This is a genomic window from Marivita sp. (assembly GCF_048006345.1).
Lineage (GTDB): Bacteria > Pseudomonadota > Alphaproteobacteria > Rhodobacterales > Rhodobacteraceae > Marivita.
In genome coordinates, this window is the sequence record NZ_CP180351.1 from 2,989,397 (window position 1) to 3,008,956 (window position 19,560).

Annotated in this window: 21 protein-coding genes, 1 tRNA gene and 1 riboswitch; of the genes, 11 read left to right on the forward strand and 11 right to left on the reverse strand. The window is 60.1% G+C overall.

All coding sequences use genetic code 11. The annotated features are described in order from the left end of the window. The first annotated feature begins 3 nt into the window (after positions 1 to 3). The 5 genes from ACMVPR_RS14685 (at position 4) to pssA (ending at position 3,870) form a co-directional block, all read left to right on the forward strand. The gene (locus ACMVPR_RS14685) at positions 4 to 921 is read left to right on the forward strand and encodes a tyrosine recombinase XerC (protein WP_416884661.1); all 918 of its coding nucleotides are present in this window, start codon (positions 4 to 6) and stop codon (positions 919 to 921) included. Between the two features lie 86 nt (positions 922 to 1,007). Next, complete coding sequence (locus tag ACMVPR_RS14690; protein ID WP_416883479.1) at positions 1,008 to 1,628, forward strand: FMN-binding negative transcriptional regulator; 621 nt, start codon at positions 1,008 to 1,010, stop codon at positions 1,626 to 1,628. Between the two features lie 115 nt (positions 1,629 to 1,743). Further along, the gene (locus ACMVPR_RS14695) at positions 1,744 to 2,349 is read left to right on the forward strand and encodes a glutathione S-transferase (protein WP_416883480.1); all 606 of its coding nucleotides are present in this window, start codon (positions 1,744 to 1,746) and stop codon (positions 2,347 to 2,349) included. A gap of 88 nt (positions 2,350 to 2,437) precedes the next feature. Further along, entirely contained in the window at positions 2,438 to 3,100 is a 663-nt protein-coding gene (locus tag ACMVPR_RS14700) for a phosphatidylserine decarboxylase (protein WP_416883481.1), read from the forward strand. Then, a complete protein-coding gene (gene pssA, locus ACMVPR_RS14705; protein WP_416883482.1) occupies positions 3,097 to 3,870 on the forward strand; it encodes a CDP-diacylglycerol--serine O-phosphatidyltransferase in 774 nt (257 codons plus the stop codon). Before ACMVPR_RS14700 ends, pssA begins: the two co-directional genes overlap by 4 nt. Here pssA and ACMVPR_RS14710 read toward each other — a convergent pair. After that, a complete protein-coding gene (locus ACMVPR_RS14710) occupies positions 3,867 to 4,535 on the reverse strand; it encodes an outer membrane beta-barrel protein (RefSeq protein ID WP_292268600.1) in 669 nt (222 codons plus the stop codon). The two genes, pssA and ACMVPR_RS14710, sit on opposite strands and share 4 nt — an antisense overlap. Before the next feature lie 218 nt (positions 4,536 to 4,753). On the opposite strand from ACMVPR_RS14710, the gene petA reads away from it, so the two are divergent. The 3 genes from petA to ACMVPR_RS14725 are packed head-to-tail and all read left to right on the forward strand — an operon-like array spanning position 4,754 to position 7,497. After that, positions 4,754 to 5,332, forward strand: coding sequence for a ubiquinol-cytochrome c reductase iron-sulfur subunit (gene petA, locus ACMVPR_RS14715; RefSeq protein ID WP_300582114.1), 579 nt, complete (start codon positions 4,754 to 4,756; stop codon positions 5,330 to 5,332). A gap of 12 nt (positions 5,333 to 5,344) precedes the next feature. Further along, entirely contained in the window at positions 5,345 to 6,691 is a 1,347-nt protein-coding gene (gene petB, locus ACMVPR_RS14720) for a cytochrome b (protein ID WP_416883483.1), read from the forward strand. A gap of 17 nt (positions 6,692 to 6,708) precedes the next feature. After that, positions 6,709 to 7,497: a cytochrome c1 gene (locus ACMVPR_RS14725; RefSeq protein WP_416883484.1), complete on the forward strand. Its 789-nt coding sequence runs from the start codon at positions 6,709 to 6,711 to the stop codon at positions 7,495 to 7,497. A 101-nt stretch (positions 7,498 to 7,598) separates the two neighbouring features. On the opposite strand, the gene ACMVPR_RS14730 is transcribed toward ACMVPR_RS14725, so the two are convergent. Genes ACMVPR_RS14730 through ACMVPR_RS14740 form a run of 3 tightly spaced genes read right to left on the reverse strand, consistent with a single transcriptional unit; the run spans position 7,599 to position 10,769 of the window. Further along, entirely contained in the window at positions 7,599 to 8,303 is a 705-nt protein-coding gene (locus ACMVPR_RS14730; protein ID WP_416883485.1) for an ATP-binding cassette domain-containing protein, read from the reverse strand. Next, positions 8,287 to 9,804 carry a thiamine/thiamine pyrophosphate ABC transporter permease ThiP gene (locus ACMVPR_RS14735; protein WP_416883486.1) on the reverse strand — a complete coding sequence of 506 codons (1,518 nt, stop codon included), beginning with the start codon at positions 9,802 to 9,804 and terminating at the stop codon, positions 8,287 to 8,289. Before ACMVPR_RS14735 ends, ACMVPR_RS14730 begins: the two co-directional genes overlap by 17 nt. Next, the gene (locus ACMVPR_RS14740; protein ID WP_416883487.1) at positions 9,780 to 10,769 is read right to left on the reverse strand and encodes a thiamine ABC transporter substrate-binding protein; all 990 of its coding nucleotides are present in this window, start codon (positions 10,767 to 10,769) and stop codon (positions 9,780 to 9,782) included. Before ACMVPR_RS14740 ends, ACMVPR_RS14735 begins: the two co-directional genes overlap by 25 nt. A gap of 35 nt (positions 10,770 to 10,804) precedes the next feature. Beyond that, positions 10,805 to 10,906, reverse strand: a riboswitch (TPP riboswitch). Between the two features lie 184 nt (positions 10,907 to 11,090). On the opposite strand from ACMVPR_RS14740, the gene aroC reads away from it, so the two are divergent. Next, the gene (gene aroC / locus ACMVPR_RS14745; RefSeq protein WP_416883488.1) at positions 11,091 to 12,194 is read left to right on the forward strand and encodes a chorismate synthase; all 1,104 of its coding nucleotides are present in this window, start codon (positions 11,091 to 11,093) and stop codon (positions 12,192 to 12,194) included. A 5-nt stretch (positions 12,195 to 12,199) separates the two neighbouring features. On the opposite strand, the gene ACMVPR_RS14750 is transcribed toward aroC, so the two are convergent. Genes ACMVPR_RS14750 through ACMVPR_RS14760 form a run of 3 tightly spaced genes read right to left on the reverse strand, consistent with a single transcriptional unit; the run spans position 12,200 to position 14,296 of the window. Beyond that, the gene (locus tag ACMVPR_RS14750; protein WP_292268609.1) at positions 12,200 to 12,610 is read right to left on the reverse strand and encodes a thioredoxin family protein; all 411 of its coding nucleotides are present in this window, start codon (positions 12,608 to 12,610) and stop codon (positions 12,200 to 12,202) included. Between the two features lie 19 nt (positions 12,611 to 12,629). Beyond that, positions 12,630 to 13,364 (reverse strand): cytochrome c biogenesis CcdA family protein, encoded by a 735-nt coding sequence (locus ACMVPR_RS14755; protein ID WP_416883489.1) that lies wholly within the window; start codon positions 13,362 to 13,364, stop codon positions 12,630 to 12,632. 38 nt (positions 13,365 to 13,402) lie between these two features. After that, complete coding sequence (locus ACMVPR_RS14760; protein ID WP_416883490.1) at positions 13,403 to 14,296, reverse strand: DMT family transporter; 894 nt, start codon at positions 14,294 to 14,296, stop codon at positions 13,403 to 13,405. Positions 14,297 to 14,558: 262 nt separating this feature from the next. Between ACMVPR_RS14760 and ACMVPR_RS14765 the strand changes: the two genes are divergently transcribed. Further along, positions 14,559 to 14,834, forward strand: a complete 276-nt coding sequence (locus ACMVPR_RS14765; RefSeq protein WP_292268612.1) for a hypothetical protein — start codon at positions 14,559 to 14,561, stop codon at positions 14,832 to 14,834. A gap of 15 nt (positions 14,835 to 14,849) precedes the next feature. On the opposite strand, the gene ACMVPR_RS14770 is transcribed toward ACMVPR_RS14765, so the two are convergent. From ACMVPR_RS14770 to ACMVPR_RS14785, 4 genes are all read right to left on the reverse strand, one after another. Beyond that, positions 14,850 to 15,494 carry a L,D-transpeptidase gene (locus tag ACMVPR_RS14770; protein ID WP_416883491.1) on the reverse strand — a complete coding sequence of 215 codons (645 nt, stop codon included), beginning with the start codon at positions 15,492 to 15,494 and terminating at the stop codon, positions 14,850 to 14,852. A gap of 866 nt (positions 15,495 to 16,360) precedes the next feature. Further along, the gene (locus tag ACMVPR_RS14775) at positions 16,361 to 17,134 is read right to left on the reverse strand and encodes a fumarylacetoacetate hydrolase family protein (RefSeq protein ID WP_416883492.1); all 774 of its coding nucleotides are present in this window, start codon (positions 17,132 to 17,134) and stop codon (positions 16,361 to 16,363) included. Between the two features lie 210 nt (positions 17,135 to 17,344). Beyond that, a complete protein-coding gene (locus ACMVPR_RS14780; protein ID WP_416883493.1) occupies positions 17,345 to 18,448 on the reverse strand; it encodes a site-specific DNA-methyltransferase in 1,104 nt (367 codons plus the stop codon). Between the two features lie 115 nt (positions 18,449 to 18,563). Next, positions 18,564 to 19,169, reverse strand: a complete 606-nt coding sequence (locus ACMVPR_RS14785; RefSeq protein WP_416883494.1) for a ribonuclease HII — start codon at positions 19,167 to 19,169, stop codon at positions 18,564 to 18,566. A 175-nt stretch (positions 19,170 to 19,344) separates the two neighbouring features. On the opposite strand from ACMVPR_RS14785, the gene ACMVPR_RS14790 reads away from it, so the two are divergent. After that, positions 19,345 to 19,419 (forward strand) — tRNA-Phe (locus ACMVPR_RS14790). The last annotated feature ends 141 nt before the right edge of the window (positions 19,420 to 19,560 follow it).

Here is a 19,560-nt window from a genome sequence, read left to right on the forward strand (position 1 = left end):
TTGATGATCTCTCCGGCGGCGCGGGACGCGCTGGAGGGATGGCTTGCATCAAGCCGCGCGCTGAACGGGACGGCAGAGAACACGTTGACCGCCTATCGGGGCGATGTCGTGGATTTCATCGCGTTTCTGACAGAATACAAAGGCGAGGCGCAGGGGCTGGCCCCCTTGGCACGGATCACCGTGCCGGACATGCGGGCCTGGATGGCGCACACGCGCAGCGGAGGGGCCAGCGCCCGGTCGCTGGCGCGTAAACTGTCGGCGGTCAAGTCGTTCTATCGCTGGCTGGCCGAGCGGGAGGGGTTCGAACCCACTGCCGTGTTGTCCACCCGTGCGCCCAAGTTCCAGAAAAAGCTGCCGCGCCCTTTGAGCGAGGATGCCGCGCGCGAGATGATCGACACGGTGGGTCTGCAATCACAGAAAGATTGGGTCGGAGCCCGCGATATGGCGGTGGTGACGCTGCTTTATGGCTGCGGCTTGCGGATTTCCGAAGCTTTGAGCCTGACCGGGCGTGACCTTCCCTTGGGCGAGGCGATGCGGATTGTCGGCAAGGGCGGCAAGGAACGGGTGGTTCCTGTACTGCCCGTCGCGCGGCAGGCGGTGGCGACCTATGTGAAGCAGTGCCCGTTCGAGATGGCGCCGAATGCGCCGGTGTTCCGGGGCGCACGCGGTGGTGCCTTGAACCCGAGACTGGTGCAAAAGGTGACGGAACAGGCGCGGTTGCAGCTTGGGTTGCCGGCGACTGCAACGCCACACGCAATGCGGCACAGTTTTGCGACGCATTTGTTGTCAGCAGGGGGCGATCTGCGGGCGATTCAGGAATTGTTGGGCCATGCCTCGCTCTCGACCACGCAGGCCTACACATCGGTCGATACGGTGCATCTGATGAAGGTCTACGAGGCGACGCATCCCAAGGCGGGATGATTGTCTCGGGTACAATTTAGAGCGGGATTTTTGGCTTTGGCTGTGCAAGCTCTGCGGTGCTTTTACGCCGCTGCGAGGGCCGCTTCATGCATCCGAACCCGACCTTCCACAGCCACGATCACGGCAAGGACATTGCCTTTGTGCGGGATCGCGCCTTTGGGACCTTGCTGATCAATGGTGACCCTGTCCCCATGGTGGCGCATGTGCCTGTTCTGTTGTCCGAGGACGGGCGCGAGGTGCTGATCCATCTGGTGCGCTCAAACCCGATTGCGCGGGCGTTGAAAACACCCCTGCCCGCCCGGATCGCGGTGACAGGACCGGACGCTTATATTTCGCCGGATTGGTACGGGGTCGTGGATCAGGTGCCGACGTGGAATTACGTGGCGGTGCAGATCACGGGCGTTCTGGAGCTTCTGCCGCATGAGGCCATGCGCGAGGTGCTGGACACGCAGACGGCGCATTTCGAGACGCGGCTGGCGGGAAAGGCGCCATGGACAACAGGCAAGATGACGCCCGAGGTGCTGGACAAGATGATGCGGATGATCGTGCCCTGCCGGATGGTGGTGGAGGACATAGCGGCGACATGGAAGCTGGGACAGAACAAGGACGACGCGGTGCGCGTGCGCGCCGCAGCGCAGGTGTCGGGCGGAATGGGCACCGAGCTTGAGGCGCTGGCGGCTTTGATGGCGGAACCGCCGGTGCTGTGAGCGGGCTCTTTCCGTCAACGGAAAGAGGCGATGCGTCGACGCATCGCGACACGCCGCTTGGCATTTCGCGCGCAACAGGATTACGTGAGGCATTACAGATATTGGGAGCAGGCTGATGCAACTTCTTCGTTCAGGACCATCACCATTCGTGCGCAAGGTTCTCGTGATGCTGCACGAGACCGGACAGTATGATGACATCGAGCATGTGAATGTTTTGAGCACGCCTCTTGCGCCAGACTCGAAACTCATCGCGGCGAACCCGGTGGGCAAGATCCCTGCGTTGATCCGGTCCGACGGGCCGGCGATCTATGACAGCCGGGTGATCTGTCGCTTTCTGGATGCGCGGGCGAATGCCGGATTGTACCCCGAACATCGCATCTGGGACACGCTCACGCTTGAGGCGACAGCGGATGGCATTCTCGATGCGGCGGTGCTAATGGTCTACGAAACCCGGTTCCGTCCCGAAGAAAAGGTCATGATGGAGTGGGTCGAAGGCCAGTGGGGCAAGGTGTCCCGCGCGCTTGATGCGCTCAATACGCGGTGGATGAGTCATCTGAACGGGCGCATAGACATGGGACACATCGCGGTGGCCTGTGCGCTTGGCTATCTCGACTTGCGGCACGATGCGCGGTCCTGGCGGACAGGCCGGGATGGTCTGGCGGCGTGGTTTGAGTCCTTTTCCAAGCGGGACAGCATGGTGGCGACCCATCCCGAGGCGTGATCCGCGACGCCAAGTCATCACAGCAAAGCTTGCGCGTCGGTGATCCCCGGTTTACCGACCTGAAATGCTTTGAAAGGATAGTACCGCGATGCGGATGACAGATACATTCATCAAACCAATGCACCCGGAGGGGCGCAAGTTCGTCGCGATCTTCGCGGCAGTCACTCTGGTTCTTTTTGCCATTGAAGACGTGCTGGGTTGGATCGGCGTGGGTCTGACGGTCTGGTGTTACTATTTTTTCCGCGATCCCGAGCGGATCACACCGGATGCGCCAGGGCTGGTGATCAGCCCGGCAGACGGGGTTGTGTCCTTGATCGAACCGGCGGTGCCGCCGCGCGAGTTGGGCCTGCCGGAAGAAGCTTTGACGCGGGTCAGCGTGTTCATGTCGGTGTTCAACTGCCATGTGAACCGCGCGCCTGTGGCGGGCAAGGTTGAAAAGATCGCCTACAAGCCCGGCAAGTTCCTGAACGCGTCCCTCGACAAGGCGAGCGAGGACAATGAGCGCAATTCGCTGGTGATCCGGATGGCCGACGATCGCATCCTGACCGTGACCCAGATCGCCGGTCTGGTGGCCCGGCGTATCGTGAGTTTCACGCAAGAAGGCGTTGTGTTGGACCGCGGGGAACGGTTCGGGCTGATCCGGTTCGGATCGCGGCTGGATATCTATCTGCCCGAGGGGGTGGAGCCGTCTGTGAAGATCGGCCAGACGATGATCGCAGGTGAAACGGTGATTGCGGACCTGTCGAAATGAACACCGAGCAGAACGGACAGAAACTGACGCTGGTTCAGCTTTTGCCAAACATGCTGACCGTGACCGCCATTTGCGCGGGGCTGACCGCGATCCGGTTCGGCTTGCAGGGCAATTACGAACTGGCGGTTCAGCTGATCCTGTTGGCGGCCATCCTTGACGGGCTGGACGGGCGGCTTGCCCGCGCGCTTGGCAGCGACAGCAAGATGGGAGCAGAGCTCGATTCGCTGGCCGACTTCCTGAATTTCGGGGTCGCACCGGGGCTGCTGCTGTATGTCTGGGCTCTGGACGACACGCGGCAGTTGGGATGGCTTGCAGTGCTGGTCTATGCGGTGTGCGCGGTGACGCGCCTCGCCCGGTTCAACGTGGCCCGCAAGGCCGAGAACGGATCAGCCGAGAACGCCTACTTCATCGGAATCCCTTCACCGGCCGGTGCTATTCTGGTGATGCTGCCGATGTATGCCTCCTTTGCTTTCGACAGCAAACAGATCATCCCTGATGTGCTTCTGGCACTTTATATCGGGTTGATCGGCATGATGATGATCGGGCGGTTTCCCGTCTGGTCGTTCAAGACCACCAAGATCAGCCAACGTCGGGTCAAAATGTTTCTTGTCGGCTTTGCCGCAATCGGCGCGGCCGTGGCCATCTACACCTGGATTGCTCTGGTTGTGTTGAGTCTGATCTACATCTGCGCGGTGATCTGGATGTTGCCGTCCTCGCGCCGCGCATTGGCACAGGCCAAGAGCGACAACGAGGCGCGGGACGACGCCTAGAACTTGAGCGTCAGACCGATGTTCAGAGCATTGGTCTTGATGTCTGTTTCCAGCGAGCCGCCTTCGGGCAAATCAACATTGTTGCTGGAATAGGTGAACTGGTATTCGCCGAACACTGCGAAGCGATCATTGATGTCATAGCTCACGCCTGCGGTCAGACGTGCCGCTGGTCCCGTGATCTGCAGTTCATACGTGTCGATCCCGGTGGTCGTGTCCACGTCGACATGCGGCACCGCGATTCCGAGGCCACCGCCCACATAGGGTGTGACCGCGCCTTGCGCCCAAAGACCGGGCCACCGCTGGTAGACGTTGGCCGTCACGATGTTCAGGCCATCGGTGAATTCAAGATCGGAAAAGCCGATCGCGGCCTTTTCGCTATCAGGTGCGTAAACCTTGGCGTGGGTGAACTCGAGTCCGAACCCAAGTCTTTCGTTTTTCCACCAAGTGCCACGAACGCCATAATAGGGCGGCATTTCGAAGGACCGGCCTTCCCAGCCGATCAGTGCATCGATGTCAGCGCCGGTACCCGGATAGTCGCCATACAGGCGGCTGTGCGGTGCGGTTTGCCAGCCGGAATAGATCGACAGCTCCATTTCTGCCATTGCCGGGGCAGCAATGGTCAATGTGCTAAGTACAAGTATACCTGACAGAATCGTTTTCTGCATGGTGGGCCGTCCGATCCGATTTTCTCACGTAACTACCACGCCATTCTTGCAAGGTCAGTGCCATATACCGCGACACTTCGGCGCTTATTCCTAACCTAGGTGTTCTGGAGGTGGACGGCTAGGGGGTAGCCCGCTAAATAGCGCCTCAGTGTGCCGCCCGGTGGGTGGCCTTACCCGTATTGTGGCCAGTCGATCGGCCGTTAAATGGAGATAACCTCGTGTCCAACGCAGAACACCACGAAGGCACCCGGAGGGACTTCCTGTACTACGCAACAGCGGGTGCAGGCGCGGTTGCAACCGGTGCCGCGGTCTGGCCTCTGGTCAACCAGATGAACCCATCGGCAGACGTTTTGGCCCTGTCCTCGATTCGAGTAGACGTGTCAGGCGTATCGGAAGGCTCTCAGATCACCGTCAAATGGCTCGGCAAGCCGGTCTTTATCCGCCGCCGCACCCCTGACGAAATCGAAGCTGCACGCAGCGTTGATGTGTCCGACCTGGTCGATCCGGTTGCGCGCAACGCCAATCGCGATGGCTCGGCTGAAGCAACCGACGAAAACCGCGCCATGGATGAATCCGGTGAATGGCTGGTTCAGATGGGCGTGTGTACGCACCTCGGTTGCGTTCCGCTCGGCAATGCCGGCGATTACGCCCTTGATGGCGGTGTCGGCGGCTGGTTCTGCCCCTGCCACGGGTCTCACTACGATACGTCTGGACGGATTCGCAAAGGGCCAGCACCGCAGAACCTGCCGGTGCCGCCAGCCGAATTCGTCGACGAAACAACCATCCTGCTGGGATAAGGAGACGCGCGAATGTCTGGAATTCCACACGACCATTACGAGCCGTCAAGCAACGGCGAAAAGTGGCTGCACTCGCGGTTACCGATCGTTGGTTTGCTCTATGACACCCTGATGATCCCCACACCGAAGAACCTGAACTGGATGTGGATCTGGGGCATTGTTCTCACGTTCTGCCTTGCGCTGCAGATCATCACCGGCGTTGTTCTGGTGATGCATTACACGCCGCATGTCGATTTGGCCTTCGCCAGCATCGAGCACATCATGCGCAACGTGAACGGCGGCGCGATGCTGCGCTATCTGCACATGAACGGCGCATCGCTGTTCTTCGTCGCGGTTTATGCGCATATTTTCCGCGGTCTCTACTACGGCTCCTACAAAGCCCCGCGTGAGATCACATGGATCATCGGCATGCTGATCTACCTGCTGATGATGGGCACAGCCTTCATGGGTTACGTTCTTCCGTGGGGACAGATGTCCTTCTGGGGTGCGACCGTGATCACCGGCCTCTTTGGCGCGATCCCGTTCATCGGTGAATCGATCCAGACATGGCTGCTGGGCGGACCGGCTGTGGACAATGCGACGCTGAACCGCTTCTTCTCACTGCATTATCTGCTGCCCTTCGTGATTGCCGGTCTCGTGATCGTGCACATTTGGGCCTTCCACACCACGGGCAACAACAACCCGACCGGTGTCGAAGTGCGCCGCACGTCTAAGGCAGATGCCGAGAAAGACACGCTGCCCTTCTGGCCCTATTTCGTGATCAAGGATCTCTTCGCGCTGGCGGTGATCCTGGTGGTGTTCTTCGCGGTTGTCGGTTTCATGCCGAACTACCTTGGCCACCCGGACAACTACATCGAAGCCAACCCGTTGGTGACACCCGCGCACATCGTTCCAGAATGGTACTTCCTGCCGTTCTATGCGATCCTGCGTGCCTTTGACGGTGACGTCTGGGTCGTGATCGCGGCGAACTTCCTGACCGGCGGGATCGTTGACGCCAAGTTCTTTGGTGTTCTGGCGATGTTCGGCGCGATCGTCGTGATGGCTCTGGTGCCGTGGCTTGACACATCGTCGGTACGCTCTGGCCGTTACCGCCCGATGTTCAAGTGGTGGTTCTGGCTCTTCGTGGTGAACTTCTTTGTGCTGATGTGGGTTGGCGCAATGCCTGCCGAAGGGATCTATCCCTACATCGCCCTGATCGGGTCCACCTATTGGTTCGCCTACTTCCTCGTGATCCTGCCGCTGCTTGGCGTGCTTGAAAAGCCGCTGCCGCAGCCGGACACCATCGAGGACGATTTCAAGGCGCACTATGGCAAGTCCTCGACCAACAGCGGCGCTCATGCAGCGACCCCGGCCGAGTAAGAAAGGACGAGCGAACAATGCTTAAGAAACTTGCCCTCGCGGCCACATTGGCCCTGGCCCCTGTCTCCGGCGCATATGCCGCCGGAGCGACAGGCCATGTCGAGAATTTCGAATTCTCTTTCGAAGGCCCCTTCGGAACCTTCGACCAGGCGCAATTGCAGCGTGGTCTTCAGGTCTACACTCAGGTCTGTTCCGCCTGCCACGGCATGAAATACGTGCCGTTGCGCACGCTGTCGGCCGAAGATGGCCCCGGCATGCCCGAAGATCAGGTCCGCGCCTATGCGGAGCAGTTCTTCGAAGTCTATGACGACGAGCTGGAAGACTTCCGCCCGGCCCGCCCGACCGACAACTTCCCGGCGAACACCGCTGCTGGTGCTCCTGACCTGAGCATGATGGCCAAGGCTCGTGCAGGCTTCCATGGCCCCTATGGACTGGGCATCAACCAGTTCTTCAAGGGCATGGGTGGACCCGAGTACATCGCGTCACTTCTGCACGGCTACACCGGCGAAGAGAAAGAGGAAGCCGGCGTCACTCTTTACGAGAACACCGCGTTTCCTGGCGGATGGATTTCGATGGGGCCGCCGCTTTACGGCGATGACGTTGAATATTCCGACGGGACCGAAGCGTCGATCGAACAGCAAGCACAGGACGTGGCAGCGTTCCTGATGTGGGCGGCAGAGCCCAAGCTGATGGCCCGCAAGCAGGCCGGCTTTGTCGGTGTTGTGTTCCTGACGGTTCTCTCGGTTCTGCTTTACCTGACCAACAAACGCCTCTGGGCACCGGTCAAGGCCCGCGCGAAAGAGTAATCCTTCGGTTAAAGATTTGGAAAAGCCCCGCCGATTTGGCGGGGCTTTTTCGTTTGCGGGCAAGCCTGTTGGAACAGGCTTGAAGCGTCTTGGAAGAAGCTTCACCGAGCCCCGAGGTAGGCACGCAGACCGGGGGGCGGGTTGTCGAGCAACGCTGCGGTCTCCTGCGGGGCGCTCACCTGTCCGCCCTCCACAACGATCGTTTGCGCCGCAAACCGGCGCGCGTCTTGCGGATCATGCGAGACCAGCAGCACGGTCAACTCTTCCGCGTCAGCAACCTCGGCCACAAGGTCCAACATCTCAACCTTGAGCGCCGGACCCAGCGCCGCAAAAGGTTCGTCCAAAAGCAGCACGGGCCGCCCTTGCAGCAATACCCGGGCGAGCGCCGCACGACTTTGTTGACCGCCCGACATCTCGGACAAGCGCCGTGGCGCGAAACCGGACAGACCGACCCGCGCGAGAACAGCGTCAATCCGATCTGCATCTCCTGCGCGCAGCCGCCCCGTTGCCGGGTTCAGTGCCAGCGAAAGGTTCTGCCCAATCGTCAGATGCGGAAAGAGGTTTGTGTCCTGAAACAGGATGCTGATGGGTCGCGCCCCCGGCGGCATCGCGGTGATGTCCTGCCCTGCCCAGCGCACCACCCCTGACACCAGAGGCAGAAATCCGGCAATCACATCCAGCAGCGTGGACTTGCCCGACCCCGACGCACCGATGATCGCGACGCGCTGCCCAGCCGACACCGTCAGGTCCGCGGACAGATCGAACGACCCGGTCCGGGCTTTGATATGGTCAAGATGCAGAGCCAACGCGCCCTCCCCGGTCAAACAGCCAGAACAACCCAAGGCTCAGGATCAACAACAAAAGCGCCCCACCTGCCGCCTGCTCCATGCGGTAAGCCCCCATCAACTGATAGACTTTCAGCGGCAAGGTCGCCCGGTCGGGATCGGCAAAGAGCGCGATGACACCAAGGTCGCCCATCGACAGGGCCGCTGTCAGGCCCGCCGCGAAGCCCAGGGGTCGCTTCAGCCGGGGCAGCAGCACCCAGCGCAGCCATGCCCAATCCGACAGGTCGAGCGCTTTGCGCAAACGGGTGTGGTCAGCCCGGATCGCCTCGGCCTCGGGGCGCAGGATGCGCAGCACAAACGGCAGGCTGACAAAGGCGTTGACTGTTGCTGTGACGTAAAGCGCAAGGTCGAACGGGTTCGCAAAGGGGCGGACGATCAGGAACAGGCCAATCCCCAGAACCAAGGGCGACAGCGCGATCCCGGCAAGGCCCAGCCATTCCCCCCACCGTGTCGCCAAGGGCAACGCCCAAAGCAGGCACAGCGCGGTGGAGCCCAGCGCCACGAGGATCGAATGCGCAGCCGCTTGCCAGACCGATGCGCCCAGCGTTGTGATCCCGGCCAGACCGTTGAGAGTGACCATCGCGAGCGGTGTCAGCAGGAAGAGCGCCGCGAAGCCGATCCAGACCGCATCCGTACAGATTGCGCGCCGATCCGTACGGTCCCAGCGTGGCACCTGCCGGTCCAGGCCCTTGGCGGCGACCGGTAAAGTGGTGACTTGCAGCGCGATCAATCCGGCGGTCAATGCCAAAGCCAGTTGCACAAGGCCAAGAACCGCAGCCCTTGCCAGATCGAAATCGAACCGCATTGACTGGTAGATCGCCAGCTCCAACGTGGTTGCCCGAGGCCCGCCTCCGAGGGTCAGTGCGACGGCAAAGGACGATAGGCAGATCACGAAGATCACCGCGAATGCCCCCGGCACGATCCGGCGCAGCATCGGCGCTTCGATGGATCGCCACATGGCGCGGCGTCCCATGCCCAGCGTGGCCGCCAAGCGGAATTGCTCCGCCGGAATGGCCAGCCACCCCTGCAGGATAAGCCGTGTCGCCAGCGGCAGGTTGAAGAACACATGCGCCAACAGAACGCCGTGCAGCCCATAAATCTGCAGTTCAGGTAACCCCAACGGGGCCAACAGGCGATTGAGCAATCCTGATTGCCCGAACACGGCCAACAGACCCAGCACAGCAACAATCACCGGAAGGATGAACGGCGCCCCCAGAAGCGCCACCAGCAGCCCGCGTCCGATGAACCGACGCCGGGCCAATGCACGCGCCACGGGGATCGCGAAGAGCACGCTGAGCAAGGCAGACAGCGTGGCTTGCAAAAGCGTAAACCGCAACGCCTGCCAATCTGCCGGGCGAAACCCGCTGAACGCCTCCGCCCGCAGGATCACAGCCGTGACCGGGCCGATCACCAGACCGGCCACGGTCAACGCCGCGATTACTGAGACAGCGCGCGTCGCCATTCCTCGACCGTTTCATCCCGCAACGCGGCGGCTTCATCTTCGGAATAGAACAGCACCTTTTCCGGCAGGTTCAGCTCCTTGAACCCCTCAGGCCATTTCGAGGCATCGAGCTTGGCCGGGAAGGACCAGTTACCCGTTGCAATCATGGTCTGGAACTCTTCGGAGAGCTGGAATTTCAGAAACTGATCCGCCAGCTCGGGCACGTCGGTGCCTGCCACCTTTGCCGACAGTTCCACCATGAAGTAATGTCCTTCCGGGAAGATCGCGGCTTTCTTGGTGCGGTCCTCTTCGGCGATAATGTGATAGGCGGGCGAGGTTGTGTAGCTCAGCACCATGTCCGCCTCCCCATCGGTGAACAGGCCATAGCTTTCCGACCAGCCCTTGGTGACGGTCAGAATTTTTGGCGCAAGCTGTTCCCAGACCTGTTCCGCCTCATCGCCATAGATCGCCTTGACCCACAGAACCAAGGCCAGCCCCGAAATCGACGAGCGCGGGTCCTGAATGACGATTTTCAGATCGTCCGGCGCATTCAGCAACGCGTCAAAGCTTTCAGGAACGTACGAAATCCGCTCTTCATTGTAGATGAACGCGGTGTGCCCGTAATTGTAGGGCAAGAACACGTCGTCAGTCCATTCGACTGGCAGGGTCAGGCTTGATACGTCCTGTCCATGCGGTGCAAACAGACCGCTTTCACGGGCGCGTTTGGTGACGTCGGTGTTCAGACCAAACACGATATCCGCATCGGTCTGCGCGCCTTCAAGCAGGATCCGGGGCAAGAGATCGCCCGGCTTGAACTGCAGGTCGCAGGCGCATTGCGCTTCGAACATCTCTTCGATCTTTGGGCCGGGACCCCATTCCGAGACGATGTAATCACCCGCATAAACGGTCAGAACGGGTTTATCCTGTGCAAAGACCATCGTGGTCGACGCAAGAAGTCCCGCAGCAAATGAAAGGGCCGTTTTCATGGCATCCTCCTGTTTTGCGACGAGAGGGCAAAGCAGGAGCGTATCCAGACCTTCCCTCCGCCAGTGTTAACTGGTTCAGGTTCAACGGGTTCGCATCACGCATCTCAGCCTGGTCACCGGCACCCCGAGGTAGCGCAAGACGTAGACCTGCGCGCTTACGTCTTCAAGCAGAAAACTTTGTTCCTTCATCTTGCTGGATAAACTCCAGGGGGTTTGGGGGACTGGTCCCCCAACCTGTCGGATGGGCGCAGCCCATTCGAAACACCTTGAGACCAACCCCGCCCTGCCCTAGGACACGTCAGAGCCAAGGAGACCCGCGCAATGAGCCTGAACACATTTGGACATCTCTTCCGTGTCACCACATGGGGCGAAAGCCACGGGCCTGCGCTTGGGGCGACGGTAGATGGCTGTCCTCCGGGTGTGCCTATTGATGCTGGCATGATCCAGCACTGGCTGGACCGGCGCAAACCGGGGCAGAACAAGTTCACGACGCAACGGCGGGAACCGGACGAGGTAAAGATCCTGTCGGGTGTGTTCGAAGGCCAGACCACCGGCACTCCGGTGCAATTGATGATCGAGAACACGGACCAGCGGTCGAAAGACTATTCCGACATCATGGAGAAATTCCGCCCCGGCCATGCGGACATCACCTATTGGCAGAAATACGGCATCCGCGATTATCGCGGGGGCGGGCGGTCTTCGGCGCGGGAAACCGCGGCACGGGTGGCGGCAGGCGGTCTGGCGCGTGAGGCGATCAAGGCGATGCTGCCGGACGTGCAGATCACCGGTTACATGACCCAGATGGGGCCACATCAGATCGACCGGGACCGGTTCGACTGGGACGAGATCGAGAACAACCCCTTCTGGGTACCCGATGCCAAGGCCGCAGCGGACTGGGCAGACTATCTCGACGGGCTGCGCAAGTCCGGCGAAAGTGTCGGCGCAATCATTGAGGTTGTGGCGCGCGGTGTGCCTGCTGGGCTGGGTGCGCCGATTTATGGGAAGCTGGATACGGATCTGGCGGCCGCGATGATGAGCATCAACGCGGTCAAGGGCGTGGAGATTGGCGAAGGCATGGCGTCGGCCATGTTGACCGGGACCCAGAACGCGGACGAGATCTACATGGGCAATGACGGTAAGCCGAAGTTTTCGTCAAACCACGCGGGCGGTATTCTGGGTGGCATCTCGACCGGTCAGGACATCGTTGTGCGCTTTGCGGTCAAGCCGACCTCGTCGATCCTGTCGACGCGCAAGACGATCACCAAGTCGGGTGAAGAGACCGAGATCATCACCAAGGGCCGTCACGACCCCTGCGTCGGCATTCGTGCGGTGCCCGTGGGTGAGGCGATGATGGCTTGCGTGATCCTCGACCACCTGCTGCTGCATCGCGGACAGGTGGGCGAGAATCGGGGAAAGATCGGCTGATCAGGTCACGATGTGGCTGCTGCCAGCGCCGTGTCCATCAGTGCCTTGATCTCTGCCGTGCCAGTGCCGGCAACGATGCGGCCCAGCTCCTGATCGCCTTTCAACACCACCAGCGTCGACCGGCGCGGGATCTTGAGGGATTGCGCCAGTTCTGACGTACCGTAGGTGTCCCAATCGATGTCGATAAAGGTCACGCCCTGCGCATAGGCCGGGTTTTCCGCTTTCAGCGCGTTGATCGTGCGCGCTTGCGACTTGCAGGTCGAACACCAGCTCGCGGTGAAATCGAGGAACAGCGTTTCGCCTTTGGCGAGCCGTTCCTGCACCAATCCGGGTGTGTAGGAGAGTGCCTCGGCGTGAGCTGCGAATGGCACGGCCAAAGATGCGGCAGTGAGGGTCAGAAACGTACGACGATCCATATATCAGTCTCCTGTTGGGTCAAAAACGAACGGACAGATCGACCAGCCAAATCGGCAGGTTGTCGAGCAGCCAGATTTCAATCACGTGGTGCCATTTCAGAAGCAGGCCAACACCGACCAGAAGGAAAGCCAGCCCAAGCACGGGGCGGCTGGCCATTGCGATCTTGCGCAGACGGGCATTGTGCCTGCCGATCGCACCGCGTGCGCCATAGGCCAGCGCGAGCATGAAGCTCGACACACCCAGCGCGAAGGCCGACATGATGAGGGTGACATGACCAAGGCTTTGTCCCTGGCTGGCCAGCGCGATGGCTCCGCCCAAGGTTGGGCCGATGCAAGGGCTCCAGACCGCGCCGAGCAGCGCACCACCAGCGAATTGGCCCCGCAGGGATTGGCCGTCGAGCTCGTTCATCCCTGCATCGGCTCGTGCAGACAGGCCGGATGTCGCCGCGACCATGACGGCACTGCCCTTGGGCACCAGCAGCAACAGGCCGAAGGCCACCATCAGCCATGCCCCGATCTGCGCAAGCGTGTCGACGGTCAGGCCGATCAGGTGACCAAACGCGGTGACACTGACGCCAAGAACAACGAAGGACAGGCTCATGCCGGCGGCAAGCGCGAGAGGGCCGCGCTTGTCTGCCTGCACGGCCGTTGCCAGCACGATCGGAAGCACCGGGATCACGCAGGGGTTGATGAGGGTCAGAAGCCCCGCAAGATATGCAAACACGATTTCCATGGTTGCAGACGTAATCTGCAAACACACGGCCTGTCATTGAAACTCATGCTGACGTGTTTTCACTTCGGCGTTGAGTTTGTTTCAGTCCCGCCGGTCTGACGCGAGATCTGCACCGCCAGAATACCAAAGGTGATGATCACCACGCCCAGAATGTCCATTGCACCCAGTTGTTCCGACAGGATCAGCGCTGCCGTGGCCACGCCAAGGAACGGGTTGAGAAAATGGAACGTCGCAGCTTTGACCGCTCCGATGCGGTTGACCAGCCAGAACCAGACCAGGGTGGCCATCAGTCCCGGCACGAGCGTGGTGTAGATGAAGGCCAGCACCAATTTGAGCGAAAGGGTGACGGCTGCTGTCTCGAGCAGCAGCCCGGCGGGCCAGAGGACGGCGCTGCCGATCAGCATTTGCAGACCGACGATCATCATGAAATTGCCGCCAGAGCTGGCGTTGCTGAGCGAGAGCGTGGCCACCGTCAACGAGATCACGCCAAGCAGGCACAGACCAACGCCGACCAGATCCGCGCCTGCGCCAAGCCGCGCACTCATGATGATCACCACGCCACAGAACCCTGCGATCAACCCGATGATCCCCAGCGGCGATATGCGTTTTCCAGCAAAGACCCAGCCCGCCACTCCGACAAGGAGCGGCATCGAGGATGCGATGATGGCGGCAAGCGAGGCTTCAATCCTCTGCATGGCGACAAAGTTGAGACCGAGATAGAGCGCGTTCTGGCAGATGCCGAAGACGATCGTCGCCTTCCACTGGTTTCGTGTAAGATGCCAGCTTTGCCCCATGAGACGCGCAATCAGAACCGCCAGTGCCCCCGAAATGGCAAAGCGCAGGGCCAATGCCATCAATGGCGGCGCGTCGGCCACGATGATCCGCGCAGAGGTGAAGGCCGAAGACCACATGGCTGCAAAAGCCAGTCCCATGAGGATTGCGCGTATGTCCAACTGGGCCTCCGATCACGGAAAAATGCAACCTGCGCATCGGCTGGTCGCTTTGCGCCCATCTACACATCGCGGGGCCGGAACTGCAATGACCGGTGGTCAAGTAGTTGCCACGCTCGACCGAGGGGCTTTGCAGAGATGTGACTCCGCAACGAGTTGCGGCATCCATGCCATGCCCGGACGGCGATGATTGCGCACAGGCTTGCGGCGTTACCAGTCTAGTGCAACCTTCGGAGGCAACTTTATACAGCGGAATGAGTTTGACATGACCAGAGCCAAGGCTTTTCTCGCGGCCCCCCTGACCCTGCTTGGCCTCGCGGCCTGCGAACCGGTCCCGACATCTGGTGGATCTTCCGGTGGGATCATCACCGTACCAGAATCGGTGTCGTCCATTGCAGCCCCTTTCCAGGATCTGACAACAGCACGGGTGAAGGCCGAAGATGGCTGTTACTGGTACACACATCGTGGCCCAGTCGAGACGACCGAACTTCCCCTGCGCACGACCAGCGGCAATCCGATCTGCGTTCGGCCTGCCGGCTGACGGAAATGGGGCGGCCTAGAGCCGCCCGCCGTCCGTTGGATAAAGATAGGCGGTCACACCCGTATCCACGTTGTCATAGAGCGTGTTGATATGCGCCATCACCATACGCACGCAGCCCGAACTGGCCCGCGTCCCGATGGAACGAGGTGCAGGTGTGCCGTGGATGCGCAGATAGGTGTCGCGATTGCCGACATAGAGATAGAGCGCCCGCGACCCCAATGCGTTTTCCGGGCCGGGAGGCATCCCCTCTTCCCAGCGGGCGTATTTCTCGGGCTCGCGTTTGATCATCGCAGGTGTCGGCGTCCAGCCCGGCCATTTGGCTTTGCGACGGATCGTGTAGACACCCGGTTCATAAAGACCGTCCCGTCCGATGGCGACGCCATAGCGCATCGCGGTGCCATCGTCCTGAATGTGGTAGAGATAGCGCGCGACCGCATCGACATGGACATCACCGGGCGTCAAGCCTTCGTTGGCGCGAACACGCTGCGGCAGGTAGCGCGGGTGGAGCCCCCACGGATTGCTTGTTCCCAGATCGAAATTCGTGGGCGTCACTTGTGAATCCCATGCGTCCCATTCGCTTGGCGCGGCAAGGGCCGGGCCAGCAAGGGCTGGTGTGGCCAGTGCGCCAAGGGTGGCAATCATCTGTCGTCTGGTGAACATAGGCAGCCTTTCAATCTTAACGGGTCCAAAGCAGAGCGGACCTCACTCTGTGTAATTATGCGATGCTGTTAGTGAAACCGTCAATTTGGCCATAGGTTCAAACGTAAATTCCCTGCCTCACAAATATGTGTGCCAGATGCAGAATGTGTTGCTACAGAAGGCATCGCGTGATGGCGCGGTCCACGGAGGTTCCGCACACGATAAAATCCAAACAATTTCAGGATGGTAAGGAAATCCTTACCCTAGGTCACATTTGCACGTGCCACCCCCCATTTGGGAGATGTGGCAAAACCCGAGACTTCCTAACCCAACAGCATAACTCATGTGTTGGGGGGAAAAGTGTCAGAGGTTTACCAGTATCTCGTATCGGTTGCTCATGCCGGGCGTGTTGGACGTCACGACGATCCAACTTTCCGAGTTTCTGATCGTTGCTGTGATCATGTTCACAGCTTTGTACGCCGGAACTTACATACTCATTGCAGTCGCAGCGCCGATCACCAGCATCGCGAAACCACATCGGTACTTGATGCCGCAGAACAAAGGGGTGGCAGGCATGCTGGCGGTTGTAGGAGAATGAATGACGTTCGCGTAGCGTAACGAGATTTAGAGATTCCCCGGCCATGATACCTCTTCCGGTTATGGCCGAGGAAATGCGGTGTGTCTGCATCAGGCTAGTTGCAAGCCCGCAGGCACGCCGCATCAGATTTCCCTGAGAATTCTGATTGTGCTTTATATTGAAAGCGGCCGTCCTTGGATGCAGGTCGATGTTTTGGCGAACGCTGGGCTTGCCTTGGTGTTTCAACATCCAGAAACCTTGATCCCGCTCATGGCCGAGGCGGCGAGACGGGCCGCCTCGGGCGCTCCGATCAGCCGTCCGTAGCGCCGGTGAGTGTCACGCTGACACCGCCAATCCCCTCGATCACAACCTCGACCTCCATCCCTGCCTTCACAGGGCGCGCGCCCAGCGATGTGCCGCAGGCGATCAGGTCACCGGGATTGAGCGTCATGTCCTGCGACAAGAGGCTGACGATCTGCGCAGGCGGCAGGATCATGTCCGCGGCGGGATAGGATTGCCGTTCGCGGCCATTGACCAGAACAGTGACGGTCACGTCCTGCCACGCCAGATCGGTTTCGATCACCGGTCCAACAACCCCAAAGCCGTCAAAGCTCTTGGAGCGGGTCCATTGCGGGAAGGACGGGTCGGCGAAAAGAATGTCGAGAGACGTCAGATCGTTGATGCAGGTGTAGCCGAAGATGGCCTGTTCCGCCTCTTCAACCGATGCGTTCTTGCAGGTTTGCCCGATGACAATGCCCAATTCGCCTTCGAAGATCACCCGACCCGCAGAGTCTGGCAATTCGACCGAAGCGCCCGGACCGGACAATGACGTGTCGGCCTTGAAGAAGTACAGCGGGTGCATGGGATGTTCGTTACCGTTCTTTTCCGCAGCAGCCTTGAAGTTGTTCCAGAGGCCGATGAATTTGCCCGGCACCACCGGTGGCAACAACGTCACGTCGGCAACCGCGACCGCGTCACCTGCTGTGTGCTCGGAACCAAGGCTGGCGCGAGGGTGGAACATGTCATCCGCGATGACGCCTGTCATTATGCTGCCGTCGGCACCTGTCGCTCTGGCCCATTTCATACTCTGTCCTCCCTCAGTTGGTCGTGTGGGTCGGCGTCCGACCTTAGGTTTTGGTGGTTATAGGTCGCCAGGTCCGGGACGCCACGGAAATCGTCAGCCTCCGAGGCCCGCGACACGGGCCGAAATCGAAAAAACCCCGCCGAAAACCGGCGGGGCAAGGTGTAGTGCCGCGGGATCATGACCGCATGCACCGGCGGTGTTCTGTATGGGTCAGTTCATCTCGGCGCGGATCTGCTGGCGCAGGACGTCGATGGGCACGGTCTTGCCATCGCGTTTGAAGCACCAGTAGGTCCAGCCATTGCAGCTTGGCGCGCCTTCAAGATGCGCGCCGACCTGATGGATCGAGCCCTTGATGTCATTGCCGATCAGCGTGCCATCGGCACGGACCTTAGCCTTGTGACGACCATTCATGCTTAAAAGTTCTTCACCGGGGCGCAGCATGCCGCGCTCGACCAGCTGGCCAAACGGCACGCGCGGTTCGGCGCGCTTGCTAGTTGTCGTTTCGAGCGCAGCCTTGTCCAGACGGCGCACTGCCGCGATCCGTTGTTCCGCAACTTCGCGATACTTCGCTTCGCGTTCGATGCCGATCCAGTCGCGGCCAAGCATCTTGGCAACAGCACCAGTGGTGCCGGTTCCGAAGAACGGATCAAGCACCACGTCACCCGGCTTGGTCGATCCAACGAGGACACGGTGCAACAAAGCCTGCGGTTTTTGCGTCGGATGTGCCTTGTCGCCTGCGGAATCCTTGAGCCGCTCGCCCCCATTGCAGATCGGCAGCACCCAGTCGGACCGCATCTGGATGCCCTCGTTGAGCGATTTGAGCGCCTCATAGTTGAAGGTGTATTTCGCGCCTTCCGATTTCGACGCCCAGATCATGGTCTCATGCGCGTTGGTAAAGCGCTTGCCACGGAAATTCGGCATCGGGTTCGATTTGCGCCAGACAACATCGTTGAGGATCCAATAGCCCTCGTCCTGCAGTGCGGACCCGACACGGAAAATATTGTGATACGAGCCGATGACCCAGATCGCCCCATCAGGCTTGAGCAACCGGCGTGCAGCCTTCAGCCAGCCGCGGGTGAAGTCATCATATGCCTTGAAGCTGGAGAACTGGTCCCATTCATCATCAACGGCGTCGACGCGGGAGTTGTCGGGGCGATGCAGATCGCCCTTCAGCTGCAGGTTATAGGGCGGGTCTGCAAAGATCAGATCGACCGACGCGGCGGGCAATCCATTCATGATCTCGATGCAGTCCCCTGCAAGAATCGTGTTGATCGGCAGCGCATCAGCGCTGTTCGGTTTGGTCATCTTCGTCATTCTCTGCCTATCGTCCCGGCGCCGATTTTGCGCTCTGTGATTGGCTCGAAAGATGAGTCAAAGCCGATTCGCGGTCAATTTCTTTTTTGAATCAAGTGGTTATGATTTTATCTTGTCACAAGATATTGTGCACGGGCTTGAACGAACGTCTATGGTGTGGGGTGACACCAAGATTTCGAAGGGCTTCTTTGTGACACTTCGTCGGGTATCCCTGATTTCGATCCCAGCCATAGCCGGGATACTGTTGCGCCAAATCCCACATGATCGCATCGCGCCTTGTTTTGGCCACAATTGAGGCCGCAGCGATACTCAAAGACAGGCTGTCACCCTTGATGATGGGGGTCGCCGGCACGGTCAAATCACGCGGAACGAGATTTCCGTCGATAAGCACGTGATCAGGTGGTGCTTTCAAATCCTCAATCGCGCGACACATGGCAACATGGCTCGCCCGAAGGATGTTCAACGAGTCGATCTCCTCGACCGTTGCGAGGCCGATCCCGACCTCTGCCTGCGTCAGGATGAGGTCGAGAAGCGCCATTCGCTTTTTCGCCGTCAGCACCTTTGAATCATTGAGCCCCTCGGGAACCACCGATGGATCAAGCACTACCGCAGCAGCGACCACAGGCCCTGCCAGAGGCCCCCGCCCCGCCTCATCGACACCGGCGATCCTGCTGGCCCCGGACAGGCGCACATGGTTTTCGAATTCAAAGCTTGGTGCCATCCCGCCAGCTTGCCCAAATGACGCGCAAAGGCAAGCGGACACAGCCGCTCCAGACCCCCGCGGCGCACCACCCTGTCCGCGATGTCTGTTTTTGCGATTTAGGTCGAAAACCCACTGGACACGCCCCAAACCGTCACATAGAACGCCGCCACCCGAACGATGATCGTTCACCCGTGCCCGGGTAGCTCAGGGGTAGAGCAGTGGATTGAAAATCCTCGTGTCGGTGGTTCGATTCCGCCCCCGGGCACCATTTTATCAAATTAAATCAAATACCTGCGGCTAATCCAGCAACTCAGGTGACGCGTAAATTTGTTCTCGGGTATCACTGGGGTAGCGCTTTGACCAAGACGTCTAGTAGTTCTTGTAGCTCAAGACTGAGGTGCCCCTAGTT